The organism is Lactococcus taiwanensis (genome assembly GCF_014905395.1).
GTDB lineage: Bacteria > Bacillota > Bacilli > Lactobacillales > Streptococcaceae > Lactococcus > Lactococcus taiwanensis.
Genome location: NZ_BNDT01000002.1, coordinates 301965 through 321288 on the forward strand (window position 1 = coordinate 301965; position 19324 = coordinate 321288).

Annotated in this window: 20 protein-coding genes and 1 tRNA gene; 20 read left to right on the forward strand and 1 reads right to left on the reverse strand. The window is 39.9% G+C overall.

Annotated features, from left to right (window positions below; translation table 11 throughout):
* Positions 1 to 2 precede the first annotated feature (2 nt).
* Genes ricT through rsmI form a run of 3 tightly spaced genes read left to right on the forward strand, consistent with a single transcriptional unit; the run spans position 3 to position 1979 of the window.
* Positions 3 to 785: a PSP1 domain-containing protein gene (gene ricT, locus JKP71_RS03750; protein ID WP_200407075.1), complete on the forward strand. Its 783-nt coding sequence runs from the start codon at positions 3 to 5 to the stop codon at positions 783 to 785.
* Positions 778 to 1104, forward strand: coding sequence for a DNA replication initiation control protein YabA (yabA, locus tag JKP71_RS03755; protein WP_200407076.1), 327 nt, complete (start codon positions 778 to 780; stop codon positions 1102 to 1104). Before ricT ends, yabA begins: the two co-directional genes overlap by 8 nt.
* On the forward strand, positions 1104 to 1979 hold the full coding sequence (gene rsmI / locus JKP71_RS03760) for a 16S rRNA (cytidine(1402)-2'-O)-methyltransferase (RefSeq protein ID WP_200407077.1): 876 nt from the start codon (positions 1104 to 1106) through the stop codon (positions 1977 to 1979). The genes yabA and rsmI overlap by 1 nt, the downstream gene beginning before the upstream one ends.
* Positions 1980 to 2014: 35 nt before the next feature.
* Here rsmI and JKP71_RS03765 read toward each other — a convergent pair whose 3' ends face one another.
* Positions 2015 to 2206, reverse strand: a complete 192-nt coding sequence (locus JKP71_RS03765) for a hypothetical protein (RefSeq protein WP_200407078.1) — start codon at positions 2204 to 2206, stop codon at positions 2015 to 2017.
* Positions 2207 to 2455: 249 nt separating this feature from the next.
* Here JKP71_RS03765 and mvk point away from each other — a divergent pair, with 249 nt between their 5' ends.
* The 17 genes from mvk to JKP71_RS03850 all read left to right on the forward strand — a co-directional run bounded on the left by mvk (position 2456) and on the right by JKP71_RS03850 (position 19226).
* Positions 2456 to 3388 carry a mevalonate kinase gene (gene mvk / locus JKP71_RS03770; protein ID WP_075524785.1) on the forward strand — a complete coding sequence of 311 codons (933 nt, stop codon included), beginning with the start codon at positions 2456 to 2458 and terminating at the stop codon, positions 3386 to 3388.
* Between the two features lie 114 nt (positions 3389 to 3502).
* The gene (gene mvaD / locus JKP71_RS03775; protein ID WP_200407079.1) at positions 3503 to 4459 is read left to right on the forward strand and encodes a diphosphomevalonate decarboxylase; all 957 of its coding nucleotides are present in this window, start codon (positions 3503 to 3505) and stop codon (positions 4457 to 4459) included.
* Complete coding sequence (locus JKP71_RS03780) at positions 4446 to 5423, forward strand: mevalonate kinase family protein (protein WP_200407080.1); 978 nt, start codon at positions 4446 to 4448, stop codon at positions 5421 to 5423. The genes mvaD and JKP71_RS03780 overlap by 14 nt, the downstream gene beginning before the upstream one ends.
* Complete coding sequence (gene fni, locus JKP71_RS03785) at positions 5420 to 6478, forward strand: type 2 isopentenyl-diphosphate Delta-isomerase (protein ID WP_200407081.1); 1059 nt, start codon at positions 5420 to 5422, stop codon at positions 6476 to 6478. The genes JKP71_RS03780 and fni overlap by 4 nt, the downstream gene beginning before the upstream one ends.
* Before the next feature lie 76 nt (positions 6479 to 6554).
* Positions 6555 to 7175: a superoxide dismutase gene (locus tag JKP71_RS03790; RefSeq protein WP_075524781.1), complete on the forward strand. Its 621-nt coding sequence runs from the start codon at positions 6555 to 6557 to the stop codon at positions 7173 to 7175.
* A 261-nt stretch (positions 7176 to 7436) separates the two neighbouring features.
* Complete coding sequence (locus JKP71_RS03795) at positions 7437 to 8777, forward strand: DEAD/DEAH box helicase (protein WP_075524780.1); 1341 nt, start codon at positions 7437 to 7439, stop codon at positions 8775 to 8777.
* A 17-nt stretch (positions 8778 to 8794) separates the two neighbouring features.
* The gene (locus tag JKP71_RS03800) at positions 8795 to 9379 is read left to right on the forward strand and encodes a YdcF family protein (RefSeq protein WP_200407082.1); all 585 of its coding nucleotides are present in this window, start codon (positions 8795 to 8797) and stop codon (positions 9377 to 9379) included.
* Positions 9380 to 9450: 71 nt separating this feature from the next.
* On the forward strand, positions 9451 to 10197 hold the full coding sequence (locus tag JKP71_RS03805) for a MurR/RpiR family transcriptional regulator (RefSeq protein ID WP_200407083.1): 747 nt from the start codon (positions 9451 to 9453) through the stop codon (positions 10195 to 10197).
* Between the two features lie 241 nt (positions 10198 to 10438).
* A complete protein-coding gene (locus tag JKP71_RS03810; protein WP_075524778.1) occupies positions 10439 to 10765 on the forward strand; it encodes a PTS sugar transporter subunit IIB in 327 nt (108 codons plus the stop codon).
* 80 nt (positions 10766 to 10845) lie between these two features.
* A complete protein-coding gene (locus tag JKP71_RS03815; RefSeq protein WP_075524777.1) occupies positions 10846 to 11172 on the forward strand; it encodes a PTS lactose/cellobiose transporter subunit IIA in 327 nt (108 codons plus the stop codon).
* 77 nt (positions 11173 to 11249) lie between these two features.
* Entirely contained in the window at positions 11250 to 11978 is a 729-nt protein-coding gene (locus JKP71_RS03820) for a MurR/RpiR family transcriptional regulator (RefSeq protein WP_200407084.1), read from the forward strand.
* A gap of 346 nt (positions 11979 to 12324) precedes the next feature.
* Positions 12325 to 13662 carry a PTS sugar transporter subunit IIC gene (locus tag JKP71_RS03825; protein ID WP_075524775.1) on the forward strand — a complete coding sequence of 446 codons (1338 nt, stop codon included), beginning with the start codon at positions 12325 to 12327 and terminating at the stop codon, positions 13660 to 13662.
* Between the two features lie 99 nt (positions 13663 to 13761).
* On the forward strand, positions 13762 to 15198 hold the full coding sequence (locus tag JKP71_RS03830; RefSeq protein ID WP_200407085.1) for a 6-phospho-beta-glucosidase: 1437 nt from the start codon (positions 13762 to 13764) through the stop codon (positions 15196 to 15198).
* A 282-nt stretch (positions 15199 to 15480) separates the two neighbouring features.
* A complete protein-coding gene (locus JKP71_RS09565; RefSeq protein ID WP_231097831.1) occupies positions 15481 to 15831 on the forward strand; it encodes a hypothetical protein in 351 nt (116 codons plus the stop codon).
* 91 nt (positions 15832 to 15922) lie between these two features.
* Positions 15923 to 15993: transfer RNA gene (locus JKP71_RS03840), tRNA-Cys, on the forward strand.
* A 163-nt stretch (positions 15994 to 16156) separates the two neighbouring features.
* Entirely contained in the window at positions 16157 to 18121 is a 1965-nt protein-coding gene (gene ligA, locus JKP71_RS03845; protein WP_200407086.1) for an NAD-dependent DNA ligase LigA, read from the forward strand.
* A gap of 88 nt (positions 18122 to 18209) precedes the next feature.
* Positions 18210 to 19226: a diacylglycerol kinase family lipid kinase gene (locus JKP71_RS03850; RefSeq protein WP_200407087.1), complete on the forward strand. Its 1017-nt coding sequence runs from the start codon at positions 18210 to 18212 to the stop codon at positions 19224 to 19226.
* The last annotated feature ends 98 nt before the right edge of the window (positions 19227 to 19324 follow it).

The window sequence follows — 19324 nt, forward strand, 5'->3', positions numbered from 1 at the left end:
AGATGATTTATGAAGTAAAATTTGGCCATGGTGAAACAAATGCTTTTGCCGATTCGGAAACTGCTTTGGAGGTCCAAGAAGGTGTCATTGTCCGTTCTGATAAAGGAATGAATTATGGACGAATTATTCGAGAAATTCCAACAGATACGGCGCTTGAGGTAAAACATAAGGTGCTTCGCAAAGCCAACGAAGAAGATGAGTTACGAGTTAAAACACTTAATGACTTAGCTTTGGAAGCTAAAACGCGTGTCCGTCAGTTGGTCTTAGATCAAAAACTCGAAATGAAAATTATCGAGGTGGCATATAACTATGATCAAACTCAACTTTTTATCTCCTTTACAGCAGAAAACCGAGTTGATTTCCGAGTGCTTTTGCGAGAGTTAGCTGCTTATTTTCGCATTCGGATTGAATTACGGCAGATTGGACCACGTGATGCTGCAAAAATCTATGGGGGATTAGGACCGTGTGGACGTCCACTGTGTTGTTCTGAATTTGTCTATGAATTTCCTAATGTATCAATCAAAATGGCTAAAAATCAAAATCTTTCTTTGAAGCAAAGTAAATTGAACGGTTTATGCGGACGTTTGATGTGTTGTCTGACTTATGAAGAGGATTTTTACAAAGAAGCGCAAGAAATTTTCCCAGATTTTGGTGAAAAAGTTGTGACTGCTGAAGGAACAGGAAAAGTTATCGGATTAAACGTTTTAAAAAATAGTGTGAAAATTAGGTTTGGAGAATATAGCAAGGAATTTGAACTTGCAGAAGTTGAGGTGAATCGTGGCTGACAAATATGAAGTTTTTGAACAATTAGGTGATTTAGAGAAGACACTGACAATGACTTTGGCGCAAGTGGCTCACATTCGGCAAGTTCTTGAAACTTCCATTACGGAAAATGCGACTTTACGGATGGAACTCGAAAAGCTCCGTGAGCGCTTAGCAGAATTTGAAAAGAAAGAAGTAAAAAAAGAAACACCCAAAGATCAACCTAATCCGAATCTGATTCAGATTTTTAATGAAGGTTTCCATGTCTGCCACTTACATTATGCAGAACGCTTGGCTGAAGGTGAGTCTTGCTTAGATTGTTTGGAGCTATTGTATCGCTAATGGATAAAACATTTACTATTCAACAGTCCTTTAAAGGCGCAAAGACGATGGGAACCTTATATCTTGTCCCCACTCCGATTGGCAATATGCAGGATATGACATTACGTGCTTTAGAAACCTTAAAGCGTGTTGACCTAATATGCTCAGAAGATACGCGAAATACCTTGCGACTTTTGAATCACTTTGAGATTAAGGTTCCACAAGAATCTTTTCATGAGCATAACTCGCAAGAGAAAATACCCAAGCTCCTTGACTTCTTAAAAGCAGGACAATCCATTGCTCAAGTCTCAGATGCAGGCATGCCCTCTATTTCTGATCCTGGTCATGATTTAGTTCGAGCGTGCATTGAACGGGAGATTGAAGTAGTGGCTCTTCCTGGTCCTTCTGCCGGCATCACAGCCTTGATTGCCTCAGGATTGGCACCACAACCACATGTTTTTTATGGCTTTTTGCCCCGTAAGCGAGGGGAACAACAGAAATTTCTTAGCAGTAAGGTCAATTATCCTGAAACACAGATTTTTTATGAGAGCCCTTTTCGTGTTGCTGATACGCTTGAGAATATACTTAAAGTTTACGGTGATCGTCCAGTTGTTTTAGTACGTGAGTTGACAAAGATTTACGAGGAATATCGACGCGGGACTATTTCTGAGGTGTTAGATTCTCTGACCCAACATCCGCTCAAAGGGGAGTGTTTAATTATTGTGTCGGGAGCAAAAGAGCAAGTCCTTGAAACCATTGCGCCAGAGCTGTCCCCGATAGAAGCTGTCAAGATGCTGATTGAAGAAGGCTCAAAGCCAAACGCGGCGATTAAGCAAGTTGCTAAAGAACGTTCGCTCAATCGACAAGCCTTATATGCAGAATTTCATGACTTATGAACAAAAAAGTTACTGACCAACTGGTCAGTAACTTTTTAGCAATGCCCATCTACATTTTCATTGATCCAATGGTGTTGGAGATCATCAAAAATTCTTAGCTTTTCATGAGCTTTAACAAAGTTAATAATTTCTTCTCTGGAAAGTTGTGTTTCTTTTATTGCCGCACTCACGGTAACAAGTTTCATTTTTTCTAGGCCTTCTTGAAGTGCTTTGTATTGTTTCTCCATGCGTTTATTATACTTCAAATTGAGTAAAAAGTTGAGCAATAACGGTAAAAGCTTGATTTTCAGAGAGAATTTTTATAAAATTGTCAGGTACGTTTTGATAACGAATCTTGTTATCTAAAAATAACTACCGTACGACGGTGCTTCGCACCAGCTCTTGGATAGAACATCTAGGAGATGCTAATGATGGGTTCAGAGCAAGCTGAAATGCAGATGCTCAAAGAACTTATGTAGCGGGAGAACTGTTAAAAAATGACTATAAACAAAATGGGTGTCGGAATCGCCCATTCCAAGTTAATTTTGATTGGAGAGCATTCCGTCGTATACGGTCAACCAGCAATTGCCTTACCTGTCACTATTCTCAAGACAACTGCGACATTGACCTCGTCAAAATACGGGCAATATATTGAAAATAATGAGTTCCGTAGAAGAATTGATTTGATGGGAGATGAGTTTGAAGGGATTCGCCAGTTAATTATGCGTTTGCTTAGTAAATTTCATTCTTCAAAGATGCCTTTCTCATTAGAAATTGATTCAAATATTCCACAAGGGCGTGGTTTAGGCGCATCAGCTTCTTTGGCTACGGCAATCACGCGAGCTTTTTATGACTTTTTCGAAACTGAGTTACCCCAAAGTGATCTGATGTTTTATGCTAATTTTTCTGAGAATATTACACATGGTAAATCCTCGGGGATAGATGTAGCGACCGTAAACTCAGAGCAGCCGCTCTGGTTTATCAAGGATACCGCCATTGAGCCTTTTGAGCTGAATTTGCATGGCTTTATTGTTATCGGAGATACAGGTGTTCATGGCTTTACAAGCCAAGCGATCAATATTGTACGTGAAAAGTTAGTCGAAGAAAAGAAAAAAACGCAGGCACATATTAACCAATTAGGGGAATTAGCAACAGCCTCAAAAAATTTCTTGATGACTAACCAACTAAGTGCCTTTGGTAAAGTGATGAATAAAGCCCATGGTATTCTTTCTGAGCTTGGCGTTTCACACCCTCGTCTTGAGACGTTGGTGGATACAGCTCTTAAAAACGGGGCACTCGGAGCTAAATTAACGGGTTCTGGTTTAGGGGGTGTCATGGTAGCGTTGGCTGAAAATGAAAAAGATGCGATTCGCATCAGTCAGCGTTTGCTAAAAAATGGCGCGAAGAACACGTGGATTTATTCATTCTGAGATCTGCTTTAACCCTAAAAGATCGAAACTAAACTATTAAAAGACAACGTAGGTTGTCTTTTTTTGCTGCTAGTGTACAAGTAGCTCTATTGGCTTTTATGATATAATAGTTTCATGAAAAATATTGTCACAGCGCGGGCGCACACAAATATCGCCTTGATTAAATACTGGGGGAAAGCAGACTCAACCCTAAATATTCCTACGACAAGTTCTTTGTCTATGACCTTGGATCAATTTTATACCACCACGGCAGTCGAATTTACGGAATCGCCAGCAGACCGATTGATTCTAAATCAGCAAGAAACAGATGCGACACGCGTGAGCCAATTTTTGATGATGATGCGCGCAAAATACGGACAATTTCCAAATGTAAAGATTACTTCCGAAAACCATGTGCCAACAGCAGCGGGACTTGCATCAAGTGCTTCGAGCTTTGCAGCATTGACGGCAGCCATGTTTGGATTGCTCGAGTTAGAAAAAGATGATGCGGAACTTTCTAGGATTGCACGACGCGGATCAGGATCGGCTTCGCGTTCTCTTTTTGGTAATTTTGCAATCTGGAATAAAGGGACAGACGATCGTTCATCTTTTGCAGAGTCTTTTTATAATCAAGACATTGGACTTTCAATGATTGTGGCGGAAATCTCCTCAGAAAAGAAAAAAATGTCCTCTACTAAAGGAATGCAACTAGCTCAAACCGCCCCGACCTATGGGGCCTGGGTGGAAAAGTCTGCTTATCAATTGGAAGAGATGAAGTCCGCTATTCTTAAAGAAGACATTGAAAAAATTGGCTTAATTGCTCAAGACAATGCTTTGGGGATGCATGAGCAAAATCGTCGGTGTGAAGCGCCCTTTGATTATTTTACAAAAGAGACACAGCGCGTGGTGGATTTTACTGCGCAGTGCTACCGAGCAGGTCTACTTGCTTTTGTCACAATTGATGCAGGGCCAAATGTAAAAATTATTACTGATCATGCGACTGAGAAAAAACTGCTTGCTAAATTTCGAGCAGAATTTCCCGAACTAACTTTTGACGTCGCACATGCAGGAGGGGCTTATGAGTACCTTTGATGAAGCAGTCATTGTCAATGTACCGGGAAAGTTGTTTTTTGCAGGGGAATATGCAGTAACACGACCAGAAGGCTTAGCATTGGTGACAACCATTGCGACGGATTTTACAGTCAAAATCTCAGCAGGAGACAGATCATCACATCTCCAAACCAATGTTGCAATGGCAGATTATGACTTTTCAATAAATAAAATTAGTGTAACATCAGATAACCCTTGGAATTTTGCTCTGACCGCTTTGAAAAAAACCTTGGACTTTACTGACGGTTCTATCAGTAAAGTCAAAAATGTCTGGCCTGAGGTGACTATTGAAATTACAAGTGATATGGGCTTTGGCGATCGAAAAAAAGGTTACGGATCTAGCGCCTCTGTGGTCTGTGGTGTGGTAAATGCTACTAATACCTACTTTAAGCTAGGACTGACTTTAGCAGAGCGCTTTGTGATTGCCGCAGAAGCCCATTACGAAGTGCAAGGCTCAGGTTCTATGGGGGATATTGCAGCCATAATGTATGGGGGAAGTGTATTATATAAAAACCGTACTCAAGTGCTCCCCCTTGATATGCCTTGGGCAACTTATGTGGTACAAACGCAAAAAGCTGCAAAAACATCAGAAAAATTAAAAATTGAACTGTCTGATGATTTTTATCAGACTTCTGATCACTTGGTCAGAGCGCTGACAGCAGCGATTGCTCAACAAGATTTTCAATGTTTTAAAGAAAAACTTTTAGAAAATCAAAAGCTTCTTTTACATCACATTCCTGAAGGTTACATGACGGATAAGTTGTCACTGGCCTTAAAAATGATTAATGCCTACCCTGAGTTTGCAGGTAAAATTTCCGGAGCAGGTTTCGGAGAAAATGTGATTTTATTTGCAGAAAATGAGGCACCTATCAAAGTACTGCAAAAAAAATTAGAGGATCATGGTATACACTTGTTTAAAGCAGAAATTTCGGAAAAGAACACATGATAAAAAACGAAAAAGCAATTCATCAACATCGCAAAGACGAGCACCTCTCATTAGCAATCAAATACTGGCGTGATCAACGAAACAAGACAGCAGGCTTAACGTTTTCTGATTTACGCCTTATTCCCAATACGCTCCCAGAGATTGCTCTTGAGGACATTAAGCTGTCCAGCAATTTTTTGGGTGCGTCCTTTGAATTTCCTTTTTACATTGAGGCGATGACGGGAGGGACACCACGCGCTGACAAGCTTAATGCACAACTGGCCCAAATTGCAAAAAGTCAAGGTCTGGCTATGGCTGTTGGTTCACAATCAATTGCCCTAAAATACCCTGAACTGGCTGCAGGCTTTAAAAATGTCCGAGCACTCCATCCCTCTGGCTTTCTTTTTGCCAATCTAGGGGCTGGGCATTCTTTGGAAAATGCTAAGCGTGCTGTAGAGATGATTGAGGCTAATGCCTTAGAAATACATGTTAATACAGCGCAAGAGTTACCTATGGATGAAGGGGATCGGGCCTTTCGCTGGTTAGACAATATTAATGAAATTTCAGAAAAGCTAGAGGTACCAGTCATTGTAAAAGAAGTTGGATTTGGCATGTCTCAGCAAACCTTTAAACAACTCTCAGAAACTGCGGTGTCGGCTATTAACATCGGTGGAAACGGGGGAACAAATTTTGCGTGGATTGAGCGCAAACGCAGTCAAAATGGTTTTGATATTGATGATTTTGGACTTTCCACAGTAGAGAGTTTGTTGGAAGCCCAACTCACCCCACCCACCAAGCCCCTCATAGCTACAGGTGGGATTACTTCGGCGCAAGATATAGTCAAAAGTTTAATCTTGGGAGCAGATCTTGCTAGTTCGGCAGGCTTTTTACTCTCCACTTTGAATGAGTCCGGCGTAGAAGCAGTGGAAGCTCTACTTGAACAATGGAAAGCGGATTTAGCAAAAGGGATGACACTCTTGGGTGTCGTAGATATAATAGACTTAAAACAAGTTGACACACTCCTTTCACCACGTGCTTTAAGCTTTATTGAGCAACGTTCTGGGAAGATTTGGTAAACAAATTATTTGGCAATGTAATCGAAATCATCTATAATGAGAATAGAATTAAAATGAAAACAAAGGAGAAATAACGATGGCATTTACATTACCAGAACTTCCCTACGCTTATGATGCGCTTGAACCTTTCTTTGATGAAGCAACGATGCACTTGCACCACGAAAAACATCATCAAACTTACGTTAACAACCTCAATGCAGCGATTAAAAAACATAATGAGTTGGATGATAAAAGTCTTGAAGAATTACTGACAGACTTGTCAGCAATCCCAGAAGACATTCGTACAGCTGTCCGCAATAATGGTGGTGGACATTTGAACCACAGCCAATTTTGGCTTTGGCTCCGTCCTAACACAGAAGGCTCTGAAAACCATCCCGATGGTGAAATTGGTGATGCAATCGCCAAAGAATTCGGTAGCTTTGAAACATTCAAAGCAGAGTTTAAAGCAGCCGCAACTGGACGTTTTGGCTCAGGCTGGGCTTGGCTTGTCGTTGATGGCGATGGCAAATTGAAAGTCACTTCTACAGCTAACCAAGATAACCCAATCTCTGAAGGGTTAGTTCCTGTTTTGGGACTTGATGTTTGGGAACATGCTTATTACCTCAAATACCATAATGTACGTCCAGACTACATCGAAGCTTTCTTCAATCTTGTCAACTGGGATAAAGTGAACGAACTTTATGCAAAAACAAAATAAACGTATAAAACATTAATGAAAAGTTACTGACCGTCTCGTCAGTAACTTTTTTTGTAAGTAAGCCATACCTGTTGACAAAAAGGGAGAAGCCTACTTCTCCCACCATTAAATAATCAGCGTTACAAAAAAAAGACAGGTTTCTTAAATGTTCATTTTCTGATATAATAGAAAAAAGTCCCTTCCATGGATAAATCAACATTTAAAAGGAACAAACGCATTGCGAAAATGCATCTGTTTCAAGCTTGACAATGAAAGAAAAACATGAAATTTACAGATTTTAACTTTAAAGACTATATTAATACAACACTAGAAAATATCAAATTTGAAAACCCAACTGAAGTCCAGGAAAAATTGATTCCTATCGTTCTTTCTGGACGAGACTTAGTGGGTGAATCTAAGACTGGCTCCGGCAAAACACACACTTTTTTGCTTCCTATTTTCCAAAATTTGGACACAGATTTGGACGAAGTGCAAGCCGTCATCACTGCCCCTTCACGGGAGCTCGCAACCCAAATCTACAAAGCTGCTCAAGAGTTTGTCAAAGTCAATGATAAAATCCGCCTGTCTAATTTCGTGGGTGGAACGGACAAAGCGCGCCAAATCAAAAAATTGGAAAGTGCTCAGCCTCATATCGTTATTGGGACACCTGGTCGGATTCATGATTTAGTAAAATCTAACGCACTCATTGTCCACACAGCCAAAACTTTTGTCGTGGATGAAGCGGACATGACCTTAGATATGGGCTTTTTGGCAGATGTTGACCAAATTGCTAGTTCATTTGGTAAACGTGTGCAAATGTTGGTCTTTTCAGCAACGATTCCGCAAAAGTTGCAACCCTTCTTAAAAAAATACCTTCATAATCCAGTCATGCAAAAAATTGCTAACAAAACGGTCATCTCAGATACGATCGAAAACTGGTTGGTTTCGACAAAAGGGAGTTCACATAATCAGCTCTTGCTGCAGTTAACAAAAGCGCTCAACCCTTATATGGCGATGATTTTCGCCAATACGAAAGGGCGCGTGGATGATATTCACCATTTCTTAACAAGTAATGGACTTAAAGTGGCTAAAATTCATGGAGATGTACCTCCGCGTGAACGCAAACGCATCATGAACGCCATCAAAAATCTAGATTATCAATATGTGGTTGCAACAGATATTGCAGCTCGTGGGATTGATATCGAAGGAGTTTCGCATATTATCAATGATGAAATTCCAAAAGATTTGACATTCTTTGTGCACCGCGTAGGACGTTCTGGTCGCAATGGCTTGCGGGGAACAGCTATCACCTTATATAGCCCTTCCGATGACTCAAGCATCCGTGAAATTGAAAAAATGGGTGTTACTTTCCAACCTAAAGCAGTAAAAAATGGCGAGATTGTTGACTCGTATGACCGTGATCGTCGTGAAAAACGGACCAAAAAACAAGAAGAATTATCTACCAAAACTATTGGTGCCCTCAAAAAAGGGAAAAAACACGTTAAGCCAGGCTACAAACGCGCCATTAAATGGCAAATTGAAGAAGATAATAAGAAAAAACGTCGTGCTGAACGTAACAAAAATGCGCGCAAACAGCGTGAATCACGTAAACAAAGTTTTTAAGTTTAAGGTAGCAAAACATGCGCAAACTGCTTAAATTTTCAGGAGGAATTTTAGCAAGTTTTCTCTTACTTTGCTTGATTTGTCTTGGCTTAATACTGAGTAAAGCGAATACTTCGGTAGCTAAAGACCACAAGATTGACACAATTCTTGTCCTAGGAGCAAAGGTTGAAGCTAATAAAAAACCTTCACATATCATGCAAGAAAGACTGGAAGCTGCACGGCTACTGGCCCAAAAAAATCCTCAAGCGTCAATTATTGTCTCGGGAGCAAAAAGGACTGACGAACCAATCAGTGAGGCAGCTAGCATGAAAAATTACCTAGTCAGTCACGGGATAGCTAGGGAGCGGATTATCGCTGAAACAAAAGCCCAAAATACTGCAGAAAATATTTATTATTCTAAAAAATATTTTTGCGGTAAAACGGTAGTGGTCACCAGTGATTTTCATCTCTACCGAGCGCTTTATTTGGCAAAGCGTCAAGGATTAAAGCTGATGGGTCAAGCAGCAGTAACCTCAGTAGACGTTCCGCTGACTTACGTAAGTTATTATAGCCATGAAGTCTTTGGGTTGATGGATGCTTTTGTCTTTGGCTCTATTTCCTAGACGAAGTACTGATAGCTTTGTCAGTAATAAAGTTGTACTAATCAATTTATTTTAAATTGAAGCGAGGAATTATGTTTTTACCAGAACAAATCAGTAAGCTCAATGAGCTTGAAAGTTTAGTTTTTGATTTTATCGTCAAATCACCCGAACAAGTTCAGCAAATGACGATTCGAGATTTGGCCAGCAAAGTGCATGTTTCAACCTCAACTATTGTCCGACTTTGCACAAAACTTGGTTTTGAGGGATGGGCTGATCTCAAGTTTTATTTGAAAAGTCAAGAGCGAGAAAAAACTCCTGAAGAACAGCATTATGATAACATGTTGGAGTTCAATATGTTTTTGCGTCGAATGAATACAGAAGCTTATCAAGCCCGGCTCAATCAAGCCGCCAAGATGATTGCTCAAGCCGATTACACTGTCTTTCTTGGTTTGGGAACCTCTGGTTCTCTCAGTGAGTATGCCACGAAATATTTTGTCAATACGGGCCTACGGAGCTTTGTTATTTCAGACCCCTTTCAAGCTGTTCAAGTTCGAGGAATGGGAACAGTTGTCGCAGTAATTTTATCTGTCTCTGGGGAAACAGAGCAAGTAGTAAAAAAAGAATTAGAGTTTAAAGCAGGTGGGGCCAAAATTATCTCTATCACAAACCATGAAGACTGTACCGTGGCTAAACTCTCAGACCTGAATCTTTCGTATCACTTGATTAATGAGTGGTCTAAACAGTATCCTCTTGGAAATTTAACCACTCAACTTCCTGTTCTTGCTATTCTGGAGATTTTGTCTCATAAATCAATTGATTTACTGACTGAGAAAAGTTGAACTTGTTTCAAAATAAGAAACAAATTATTAAAACGCTTGGCGATGGCTAAGCGTTTTTACTGTTGTTTGCTAAAAACTACGATTAATCCTATAGTTACAAGGGATTAGAGAGAAATTCGTCTAAAAAATGAAGCCTTTTCAAAAAATAGATAACGCTTGCATTCTTGAAATGAAAACGTTATAATTATCCATATAGAAACGTTGAAAATTAAAAAACGTTAAGAAAAAGGAGAAAATAATTATGGCAGATAAAGTAATCGCACTTGCATGTGCAGCAGGAATGTCAACATCACTTTTGGTTTCAAAAATGCAAAAAGCAGCAGCAGACAATGGTAAAGATTATGAGATTTTTGCAAAATCAACAGCTGATATTGATAACATGCTTGCAGGATCAGGATCTCCAAAACCAGATGTTTTACTTTTAGGCCCTCAAGTTGCCTTTATGAAAGGTGAAGTATCGAAAAAAGCCGAAGCGGCAGGTGTTCCAATGGACGTTATTAAAATGCAAGACTATGGAATGATGCGTGGGGATAAAGTACTTGCTGCTGCAGAAAATTTGATGAACTAATAACCTATCAAGATATTGAGGTTACTAGAGCTCGGAGGTTTTCCTCCAGGATGTTGTATTTCTAAAAAGGGAGAGATAAATTGAACGAAGAACGTATGGAAATTGTAATGGGCATTATTATGCATGGTGGAAATGCTAAAGGGCTTGCTTTTCAAGCAATCCAACAAGCAAAATCAGGAGACTTTGAAGAAGCAGAAAAATCTTTGCAAGAATCAAATAGTGAACTCCGTGAAGCACATGATGTCCAAACCGATATGCTTACTAAAGAAGCACAAGGTATCCACACTGAAATCGATCTCTATATGGTACATGCCCAAGACCATTTGATGAATGCAATCACTTTTAAAGATCTTGCTGTCGAAATTGTTAATCAAGAAAAACGCATTCAGGCTTTAGAAAATAAATAAGCTTTATAAGATTGACGGAAAAGTTGCGGATACCGCAACTTTTTTCTAGCAAAAATTTAGAAGAAAAGGAGTAAAAGATGAGTTTTTTTGGTAAAGTTGATTTTCAAAAACTGACCTATACGGAGCGGACAATTTATACTTATCTTAAAGATAATGTAGAGAAAATTCCCTATTTGCATGTTCGTGATATTGCTTTACAAGCACATGTGGGCTCTTCAAGCGTTATGAGGCTGATTCATAAAATTGGCTATGACTCTTACACAGATTTCAAAGCTGATGTTACGAGAAAAGTAAAACTTGAAGAAGAAAAACCCACTAGTCCGACCTCTTTTTCTCTCGACATCTTTCCGGCTGATGTTAACCAGCAGCTTGAAGAACTCGCCCGCTTGATCCTTGAAAGCGATAATGTCATCTTTACAGGTGTAGGCTCTAGTGGGCTCATTTGTGATTATGCAGCACGACGTTTAGCTGGTGTAGGAATCAATACTTTTTCTTTTAGTGATGTGACCTACCCCATATCTTCTAAATTACGTAATACCACCAATAATCTTGTGATAGCCCTATCCATATCTGGCGAAACCAATGAGATTGTGGAAGTCCTTAGTAGCCTTCGTACAAATAAAGATGTACAAATCATGAGTATTACACCCAAACGCCATTCAACGATTGCAGAATTGAGCGACTCGGTAATTTCATATCGGATTATAGAACGGCGTGTTGCGACTCACTTTGATTTGACGAGTCAACTTCCTACAGTATATTTGACGGAGCAACTTGCGGACTTAGTGTACGAGATGTCACATTAATTATTAAAAGCCCTAAGGCTTTTTTTATTTATTTTAATACAACAATAACACTTGATGTATGCCGAATACTTTTAAAGTACAAACGAAAAAAGATGTCAAAAAGATTTCAATATTAATATAAAAAAGAAAAAGCCTGTAAAATCAGGCTTTTTAAATGACAATAATGGTACATTCTGTACCAAAAGAGGTACTGTACCTGTTTTAAAGAACAGCTCTAAATATAAAAGATAGCGCTTTCTTATTTGAGGGTGAGGTGCTATAATGAGAGTGTAAAAATAAGGGGCGCCTTAAGTAACAAGTGTTTGATGTCGAGGAGCGCCTAAATAGAAAAGGAGACTGTTCAGATATGAACAATTTTATTCAAAACAAAATCATGCCTCCAATGATGAAATTTTTGAATACCCGTGCAGTTACGGCAATCAAAAATGGTATGATTTATCCCATTCCATTCATTATTATTGGATCAGTGTTCTTGATTCTTGGCCAGCTGCCATTCCAAGCAGGGCAAGATTTCATGAACAAAATCAAATTGGGACCACTCTTCTTACAAATTAACAATGCGTCATTTGGGATCATGGCTTTGCTTGCTGTTTTCGGTATTGCTTATGCGTGGGTTCGTGATGCAGGTTATGAAGGTGTTCCTGCAGGTTTAACTGGTATTATTGTCCATATTTTGTTACAACCTGACACTGTTCATCAAGTAACCAGTGTTACTGACCCCACAAAAGTTTCCACAGCCTATCAAGTTGGTGGGGTCATCGACCGTGCGTGGCTCGGTGGTAAAGGGATGGTGCTCTCCATCATCGTTGGGCTTCTAGTCGGTTGGATTTACACAGGCTTTATGCGTCGTAATATTACCATCAAGATGCCTGAACAAGTGCCAGCAAACGTTGCCGCATCATTCACAGCCCTTGTTCCTGCAGGTGTCATCATCACATTAGCTGGTGTGGTGCACGGGATTACAACCATTGGTTTCAACACCACTTTCGTCGAACTCGTTTATAAATGGATTCAAACCCCATTGCAACACGTTACAGACGGTCCTGTCGGTGTCTTCGTTATTGCCTTTATGCCCGTATTCATCTGGTGGTTCGGTGTACACGGTGCAACAATCATCGGTGGTATCATGGGACCTTTGCTTCAAGCCAATGCAGCTGACAATGCCGCTTTGAACAAAGCTGGACATCTTGACCTGGCTCATGGAGCTCACATCGTTACTCAATCCTTCATGGACCAATACTTGACAGTTACTGGTTCTGGTTTGACTATTGGTTTGGTTATCTTCCTCTTGATCGGTGCTAAATCCGTTCAAGGTAAAACTTTGGGTCGTATGGAAATTGGTCCTGCAATCTTTAACATCAATGAACCTATTCTCTTTGGTTTACCTATTGTATTGAACCCAGTGCTTGGTATTCCATTCATTCTTGCACCATTGATTTCTGGTATCTTGACTTACTTAGTCATTTGGCTCGGTATCATTCCACCGTTTAACGGTGCGGTTATTCCGTGGACAACGCCAGCAATTCTATCCGGTCTCTTGGTCGGTGGCTGGCAAGGTATGGTTTGGCAAATTCTCATGTTGTTAATGACGGTCGTTCTCTACTGGCCATTCGCTCGTGCCTACGATAAAATCTTGCTTAAAGAAGAAGCTGAAACAGAAGCTGAAATCGAAGCTACTAAATAAGAAAATACTAAATTTAAGCGTGATAAGCTCAAGGATGACTTGAGCTTATCTTATTAAAATGTTGAAAATTAAAAATTCTAAAAATTACAAGGAGATTATATGACTTTACGAAAAGACTTTCTATGGGGTGGCGCTGTAGCTGCACATCAACTTGAAGGAGGGTGGAATGCTGGAGGAAAAGGGCCCTCAGTTGCAGATGTAATGACTGCCGGCCGTAACGGTGTAGAGCGCCGAATTACAGACGGCGTACTACCAGGAGAAAACTATCCTAATCATGAAGCTATCGATTTTTATCACCGCTACAAAGAAGATGTCGCGTTATTTGCCGAACTGGGCTTGAATTGCTTTCGTACTTCGATTGCTTGGACTCGTATTTTCCCCAATGGAGATGAAGCAGAACCTAATGAAGAAGGGTTGCAATTTTATGATGATTTATTCGATGAATGTTTAAAACATGGGATTGAACCTGTAATTACCCTTTCTCACTTTGAGCTTCCCTATCACTTAGTGACTGAATATGGGGGCTTTCGAAATCGTAAGTTGATTGATTTCTTTGTTCATTTCGCCGAAGTAGTCATGGAACGTTATAAAAATAAGGTCAAATACTGGATGACTTTCAATGAAATTAATAACCAAGCAAACTTTATGCGCGATTTTGCGCCCTTTACCAACTCAGGATTGAAATTTCCAGAAGGAGCTAGTGATGAAGAAAGGGAAGTCATCATGTATCAAGCGGCTCACTATGAGTTGGTTGCCTCAGCTAAAGTCGTCGAAATTGGGCATAAAATTAATCCAGATTTCCAAATTGGTTGTATGATTGCCATGTGTCCGATTTATCCAGCTACTTGTAAACCAGAAGATATGATGGCATCTACTGTGGCAATGCAACGTCGCTATTGGTTTGCGGATGTGCATGTTCGTGGTCACTATCCAAGCTATCTGACAGCCTACTTTGAGCGTAAAGGCTTTGACCTTGATATCACGAAAGAAGATAAGGAGCTGTTGTCGAAAGGTAAAGTGGATTATATTGGCTTTTCTTACTACATGAGTTTTGCCATTAAAGATCATGGGAAAGCCCCTACATTTGATTATGATGAAGATAAAGACCTCGTGAAAAATGAGTTTGTCAAGGCTTCTGAATGGGGTTGGCAGATTGATCCCTTGGGGTTACGGTATGCTTTAAACTGGTTTAATGAACGTTATGAAAAGCCACTCTTTATCGTGGAAAATGGTTTTGGAGCAGTCGATAAAGTAGAGGAAGACGGGCGTATTCACGATCCCTACCGTGTGGACTATCTTAAGGCGCATATCCAAGCGATGAAGGAAGCTGTCGAATACGATGGGGTGGATCTTATGGGCTACACGCCTTGGGGGTTCATTGATTTAGTGTCAGCAGGGACTGGAGAGATGAAAAAACGTTATGGCTTTATTTATGTGGATAAAGATAATGAGGGAAAAGGGAGCTTAGACCGTTCGAAAAAAGACTCCTTTGAATGGTATCAAAAAGTGATTAATTCTAATGGAGAAGAGCTCTAAACAAAGACACGAAAGTGTCTTTTTATTTTTGCTGAAGTGTAATATATTGAGAGTGTTTACAGCGAGTGTATTTTATTAGCTTTTTGATTGTATTATAAAGATATAAAGAGGCTTTTGAGATAAGTTATAGACTACAAAATACTTGATTTTTCGATATTTATTTGTAACTAAAGTTACAGATATGATAATTTTAATTGATGAGAGGTAACAAAGATTTTGAAAAAACATTTCAATTTGCTAAAATAAGTTTACTGAAGATGCTATGTGTGAGAAAGGGGCTCTATGCTGGCAAAATACAAAGGGCAGATTGTTGAGGTTTGGGAAATTACGCACCGCCCTGTGCAGGAAGTGTGGGTAAAAGAAGCATTTCAATCCAATGTTATTTCGTGGAACGAATGGAATAAAAATGTTTTAGATTTTGGAGGAGAAAGTGGAGATCTGGCGCTAGTGGGAGATTTTTTAATCCTTGATGCACGCCAAGAAATGGGGTACAGTATCTTAAGTAAAGAAAAAGCTCAAAGTGCTTTAGAGTTAATAAAGGAAGGTTCTCCTACTGACTTAGAAAAAACTCTTGCAGAACAAAAGCAGATCAGTAGTGTCTTGAAACGAAGAAGAAAGTCTAATGGGCAATAAATTGCCTCAAAAGTGAGATAGGCGTAAGTTCTGAGAGGATGAGTTTGTGCTTGCTATAAATTTATTTTTCCGCTATAATAGTTAATGTTGTGGCGGCGTAGTGAAGTGGTAACACATGGCTCTGCAAAAGCTTAATCGTCGGTTCAAATCCGATCGCCGCCTTAATGTTTTTCGAATAGAACGTTCCTAGGAGCGTTTTTTATTTTGTTTTTAAGTAGGATAACTTTCAAAAAAGTTTTAAAACTAACTTCTATAAAGGATAAATTTACTATTTTGGATAGCTCCGTAGACCCTTGGGGTCTTCTTTTTATGTTAAAATAGTACTATGAATATCGAGTCAAAAATTAATGAGCTAACTGAGTTACTGAACCAATATGCTTATGAATATTATACGCTAGATACACCTTCCGTTGAGGACAGCGAGTATGATCGGCTCTATCAGGAGCTTGTGAAGTTAGAGGAGGAGAATCCTCAGTTTGTAAGAACAGATTCTCCAACCCACCGAACCGGTGGAGTAGTCCTATCAGGTTTTGAGAAATTTCGTCATCCTTACAACTTATACAGTTTAGGAGATGTTTTTTCGCGGGAAGAGTTGGCGGTTTGGGAAGCACGAGTGCGTAAGGAACTTGACCATCCTGAATACATCTGTGAGCTCAAAATAGATGGTCTATCTCTTTCTTTATATTATGAGAATGGTATTTTAGTTACAGCGGCGACACGAGGTGACGGAACGATTGGCGAAAATATCACAGAAAACGTCAAACGAATCAAAGATGTTCCTTTAAAGTTGACTGAACCTATTGATATCGTGGTGCGTGGTGAAGCGTATTTACCGCGCCAAAGTTTTGCCAAACTTAATGCAGAGCGTGAACTTGAAGGGGCAGCTCCTTTTGCTAATCCACGAAATGCGGCTGCTGGAACTCTGCGTCAGCTTGATACAAAAGTTGTAGCCAAGCGTGGTCTAGCTACCTTTCTTTATCAAGAAGCAAGCCCTGCAACGAATGATACTCAAGAAGAAGTCTTAGAGTATTTTGAAGCACTCGGTTTTCAGGTTAATCCAGAGCGCCAATTTGCTCGAAATATGGAAGAGATTTGGCAGTTTATTGAAGAGGCAACACGCTTGCGTGAAACCTTGGCTTATGACATTGATGGGGTGGTCATTAAAGTTAATGATCTTGCGGCTCAAGAAGAACTTGGTTTTACTGTGAAAGCTCCGCGGTGGGCGATTGCTTATAAATTTCCAGCTGAAGAGGCAGAGACAGAACTCTTATCGGTAGATTGGACTGTTGGCCGCACAGGGGTCGTTACTCCAACGGCGAATATGACACCTGTTTTATTAGCTCAAACTACAGTATCGCGTGCGACTTTACACAATGTGGATTACATTCGTGAAAAAGACATACGGATTGGGGATCACGTGTTGATTTATAAAGCAGGTGACATTATACCAAAGGTCGGTAAAGTCCTCTTGGATCAGCGACCAAAGGGGCTAAAACCCTTAGAAATCCCAACGCATTGTCCTGAATGTGGCTCAGATTTATTGCATTTTGAAGATGAGGTTGCCCTTCGCTGTGTCAACCCACTATGCCCCGCACAAATGCGTGAAAAATTGATACATTTTGCTAGTCGTGAAGCCATGAATATATTGGGCTTAGGACCATCAGTTATTGCACAACTTTTTGATAAAAAATTAGTAGCGGATGTGGCGGATTTGTACCATCTTACAGTAGAAGATTTACTTACACTGGATAAAGTGAAGGAAACCTTAGCGCAAAAAATTGTATCTGCAATTTCTGATAGTCGTCACAACTCTGCTGAAAAGCTATTATTTGGTTTGGGTATTCGACATGTGGGCAGCAAAGCGGCAAAACTCTTACTAGAACGTTTTGGTGATTTGCGAACGCTATCCCATGCTTCACAGGAAGAAATTTCTGAGATTCCATCTCTTGGTGGCGTCATTGCAATGGCGCTGGTAACTTATTTTGAGACAGATGGAGCAAAGATTTTACTGGATGAACTGGAAGAAGCGGGGGTCAATTTTGCTTATTTGGGTACAGTTAACACTGACGGCATCTTATCTGGGAAAACCGTTGTCCTTACCGGAAAATTGACAAGTCTGAAACGAACTGAAGCAAAGGAAAAATTGGAACGCCTTGGTGCTAATGTATCGGGTTCTGTTTCTAAAAAAACAGATCTTGTTGTAGCTGGTGAAGAAGCAGGCAGTAAATTAACGAAGGCTCAAGAATTGGGTATCGAAATCTGGTCAGAGCAGGATTTGCTTGACTTATAGAAGTTGTAAGTTGCTGACAGACTGAATAAAAGGCTTAAAATTACTGACAATGCTGTCAGTAATTTATTTGATGGAATTTTTGGAGGAAATGATGAAAGCTAGATTGATTTATAATCCAACTTCAGGTCAAGAAATTATTAAAAAGCACATTGCGGATATTTTGGATAAACTAGAAGAATATGGGTATGAAGCAAGTGCTTATCGCACGACGCCAGAGGAAAACTCGGCTGAAAAAGAAGCTGCGCGTGCAACACGAGCAGGATTTGATTTAATTATCGCAGCAGGCGGTGATGGGACAATAAACGAAGTGGTGGCAGGAATTTCACCTTATAAAAAACGCCCACGTCTTGCCATCGTTCCAACAGGAACAACTAATGATTTTGCACGTGCTTTAAAAATTCCACGAGGCAAACCACTTGAAGCTATTGAAATTATTGGCAAAAACCAAATTTTAAATATTGATGTAGGCCATGCCGTGACTGAAGAAGACGGACATGAAAAATATTTCATTAATATCGCAGCAGGTGGAGGATTAACTGAACTCACTTATAGTGTACCTAGCAAATTAAAAACAGCTTTTGGTTATTTGGCCTATTTAGCCAAAGGTGCTGAACTTCTCCCGCGTGTTCGTAAGGCACCTGTTCGGGTGACTTATGATGACGGGGTGTTCGAAGGGGATATTTCAATGTTTTTTGCAGCACTCACTAATTCAGTAGGGGGCTTTGAAAAAATTGCACCAGATGCTAAGCTAGATGATGGGCTATTTACCCTGATCCTAGTGAAAACGGACAATTTATTTGAGTTAATGGCATTACTCGCCATTGTTGCCAACGGCAAACACCTTGATGATATTAATCTGGAGTATATCAAGACAAATAAAATTGAAATCGAACCACTCGGTGGTCAAAATATTTTACTCAACCTTGATGGGGAATATGGCGGAGATGCTCCTGTAAAATTTGATAACCTCAAGGGTCATTTAGATATGTATGTCAATCTTGATGAAATCAATGACGAGCATTACATTGGAGATGCAGAAGATTTGGCTTTAGAAGCAGTGGCACAAAAATTTGCGGAAGCGACAAAAAAACTAAATGAAGAATAATATAAAGTTACTGACGATGCTCCCTAAAAGAGACAGTGTTGGTAACTTTTTTTGTGCAGGTTGTACAAAAAAACTAGGCAGCTTGGTCATTGCGAAAA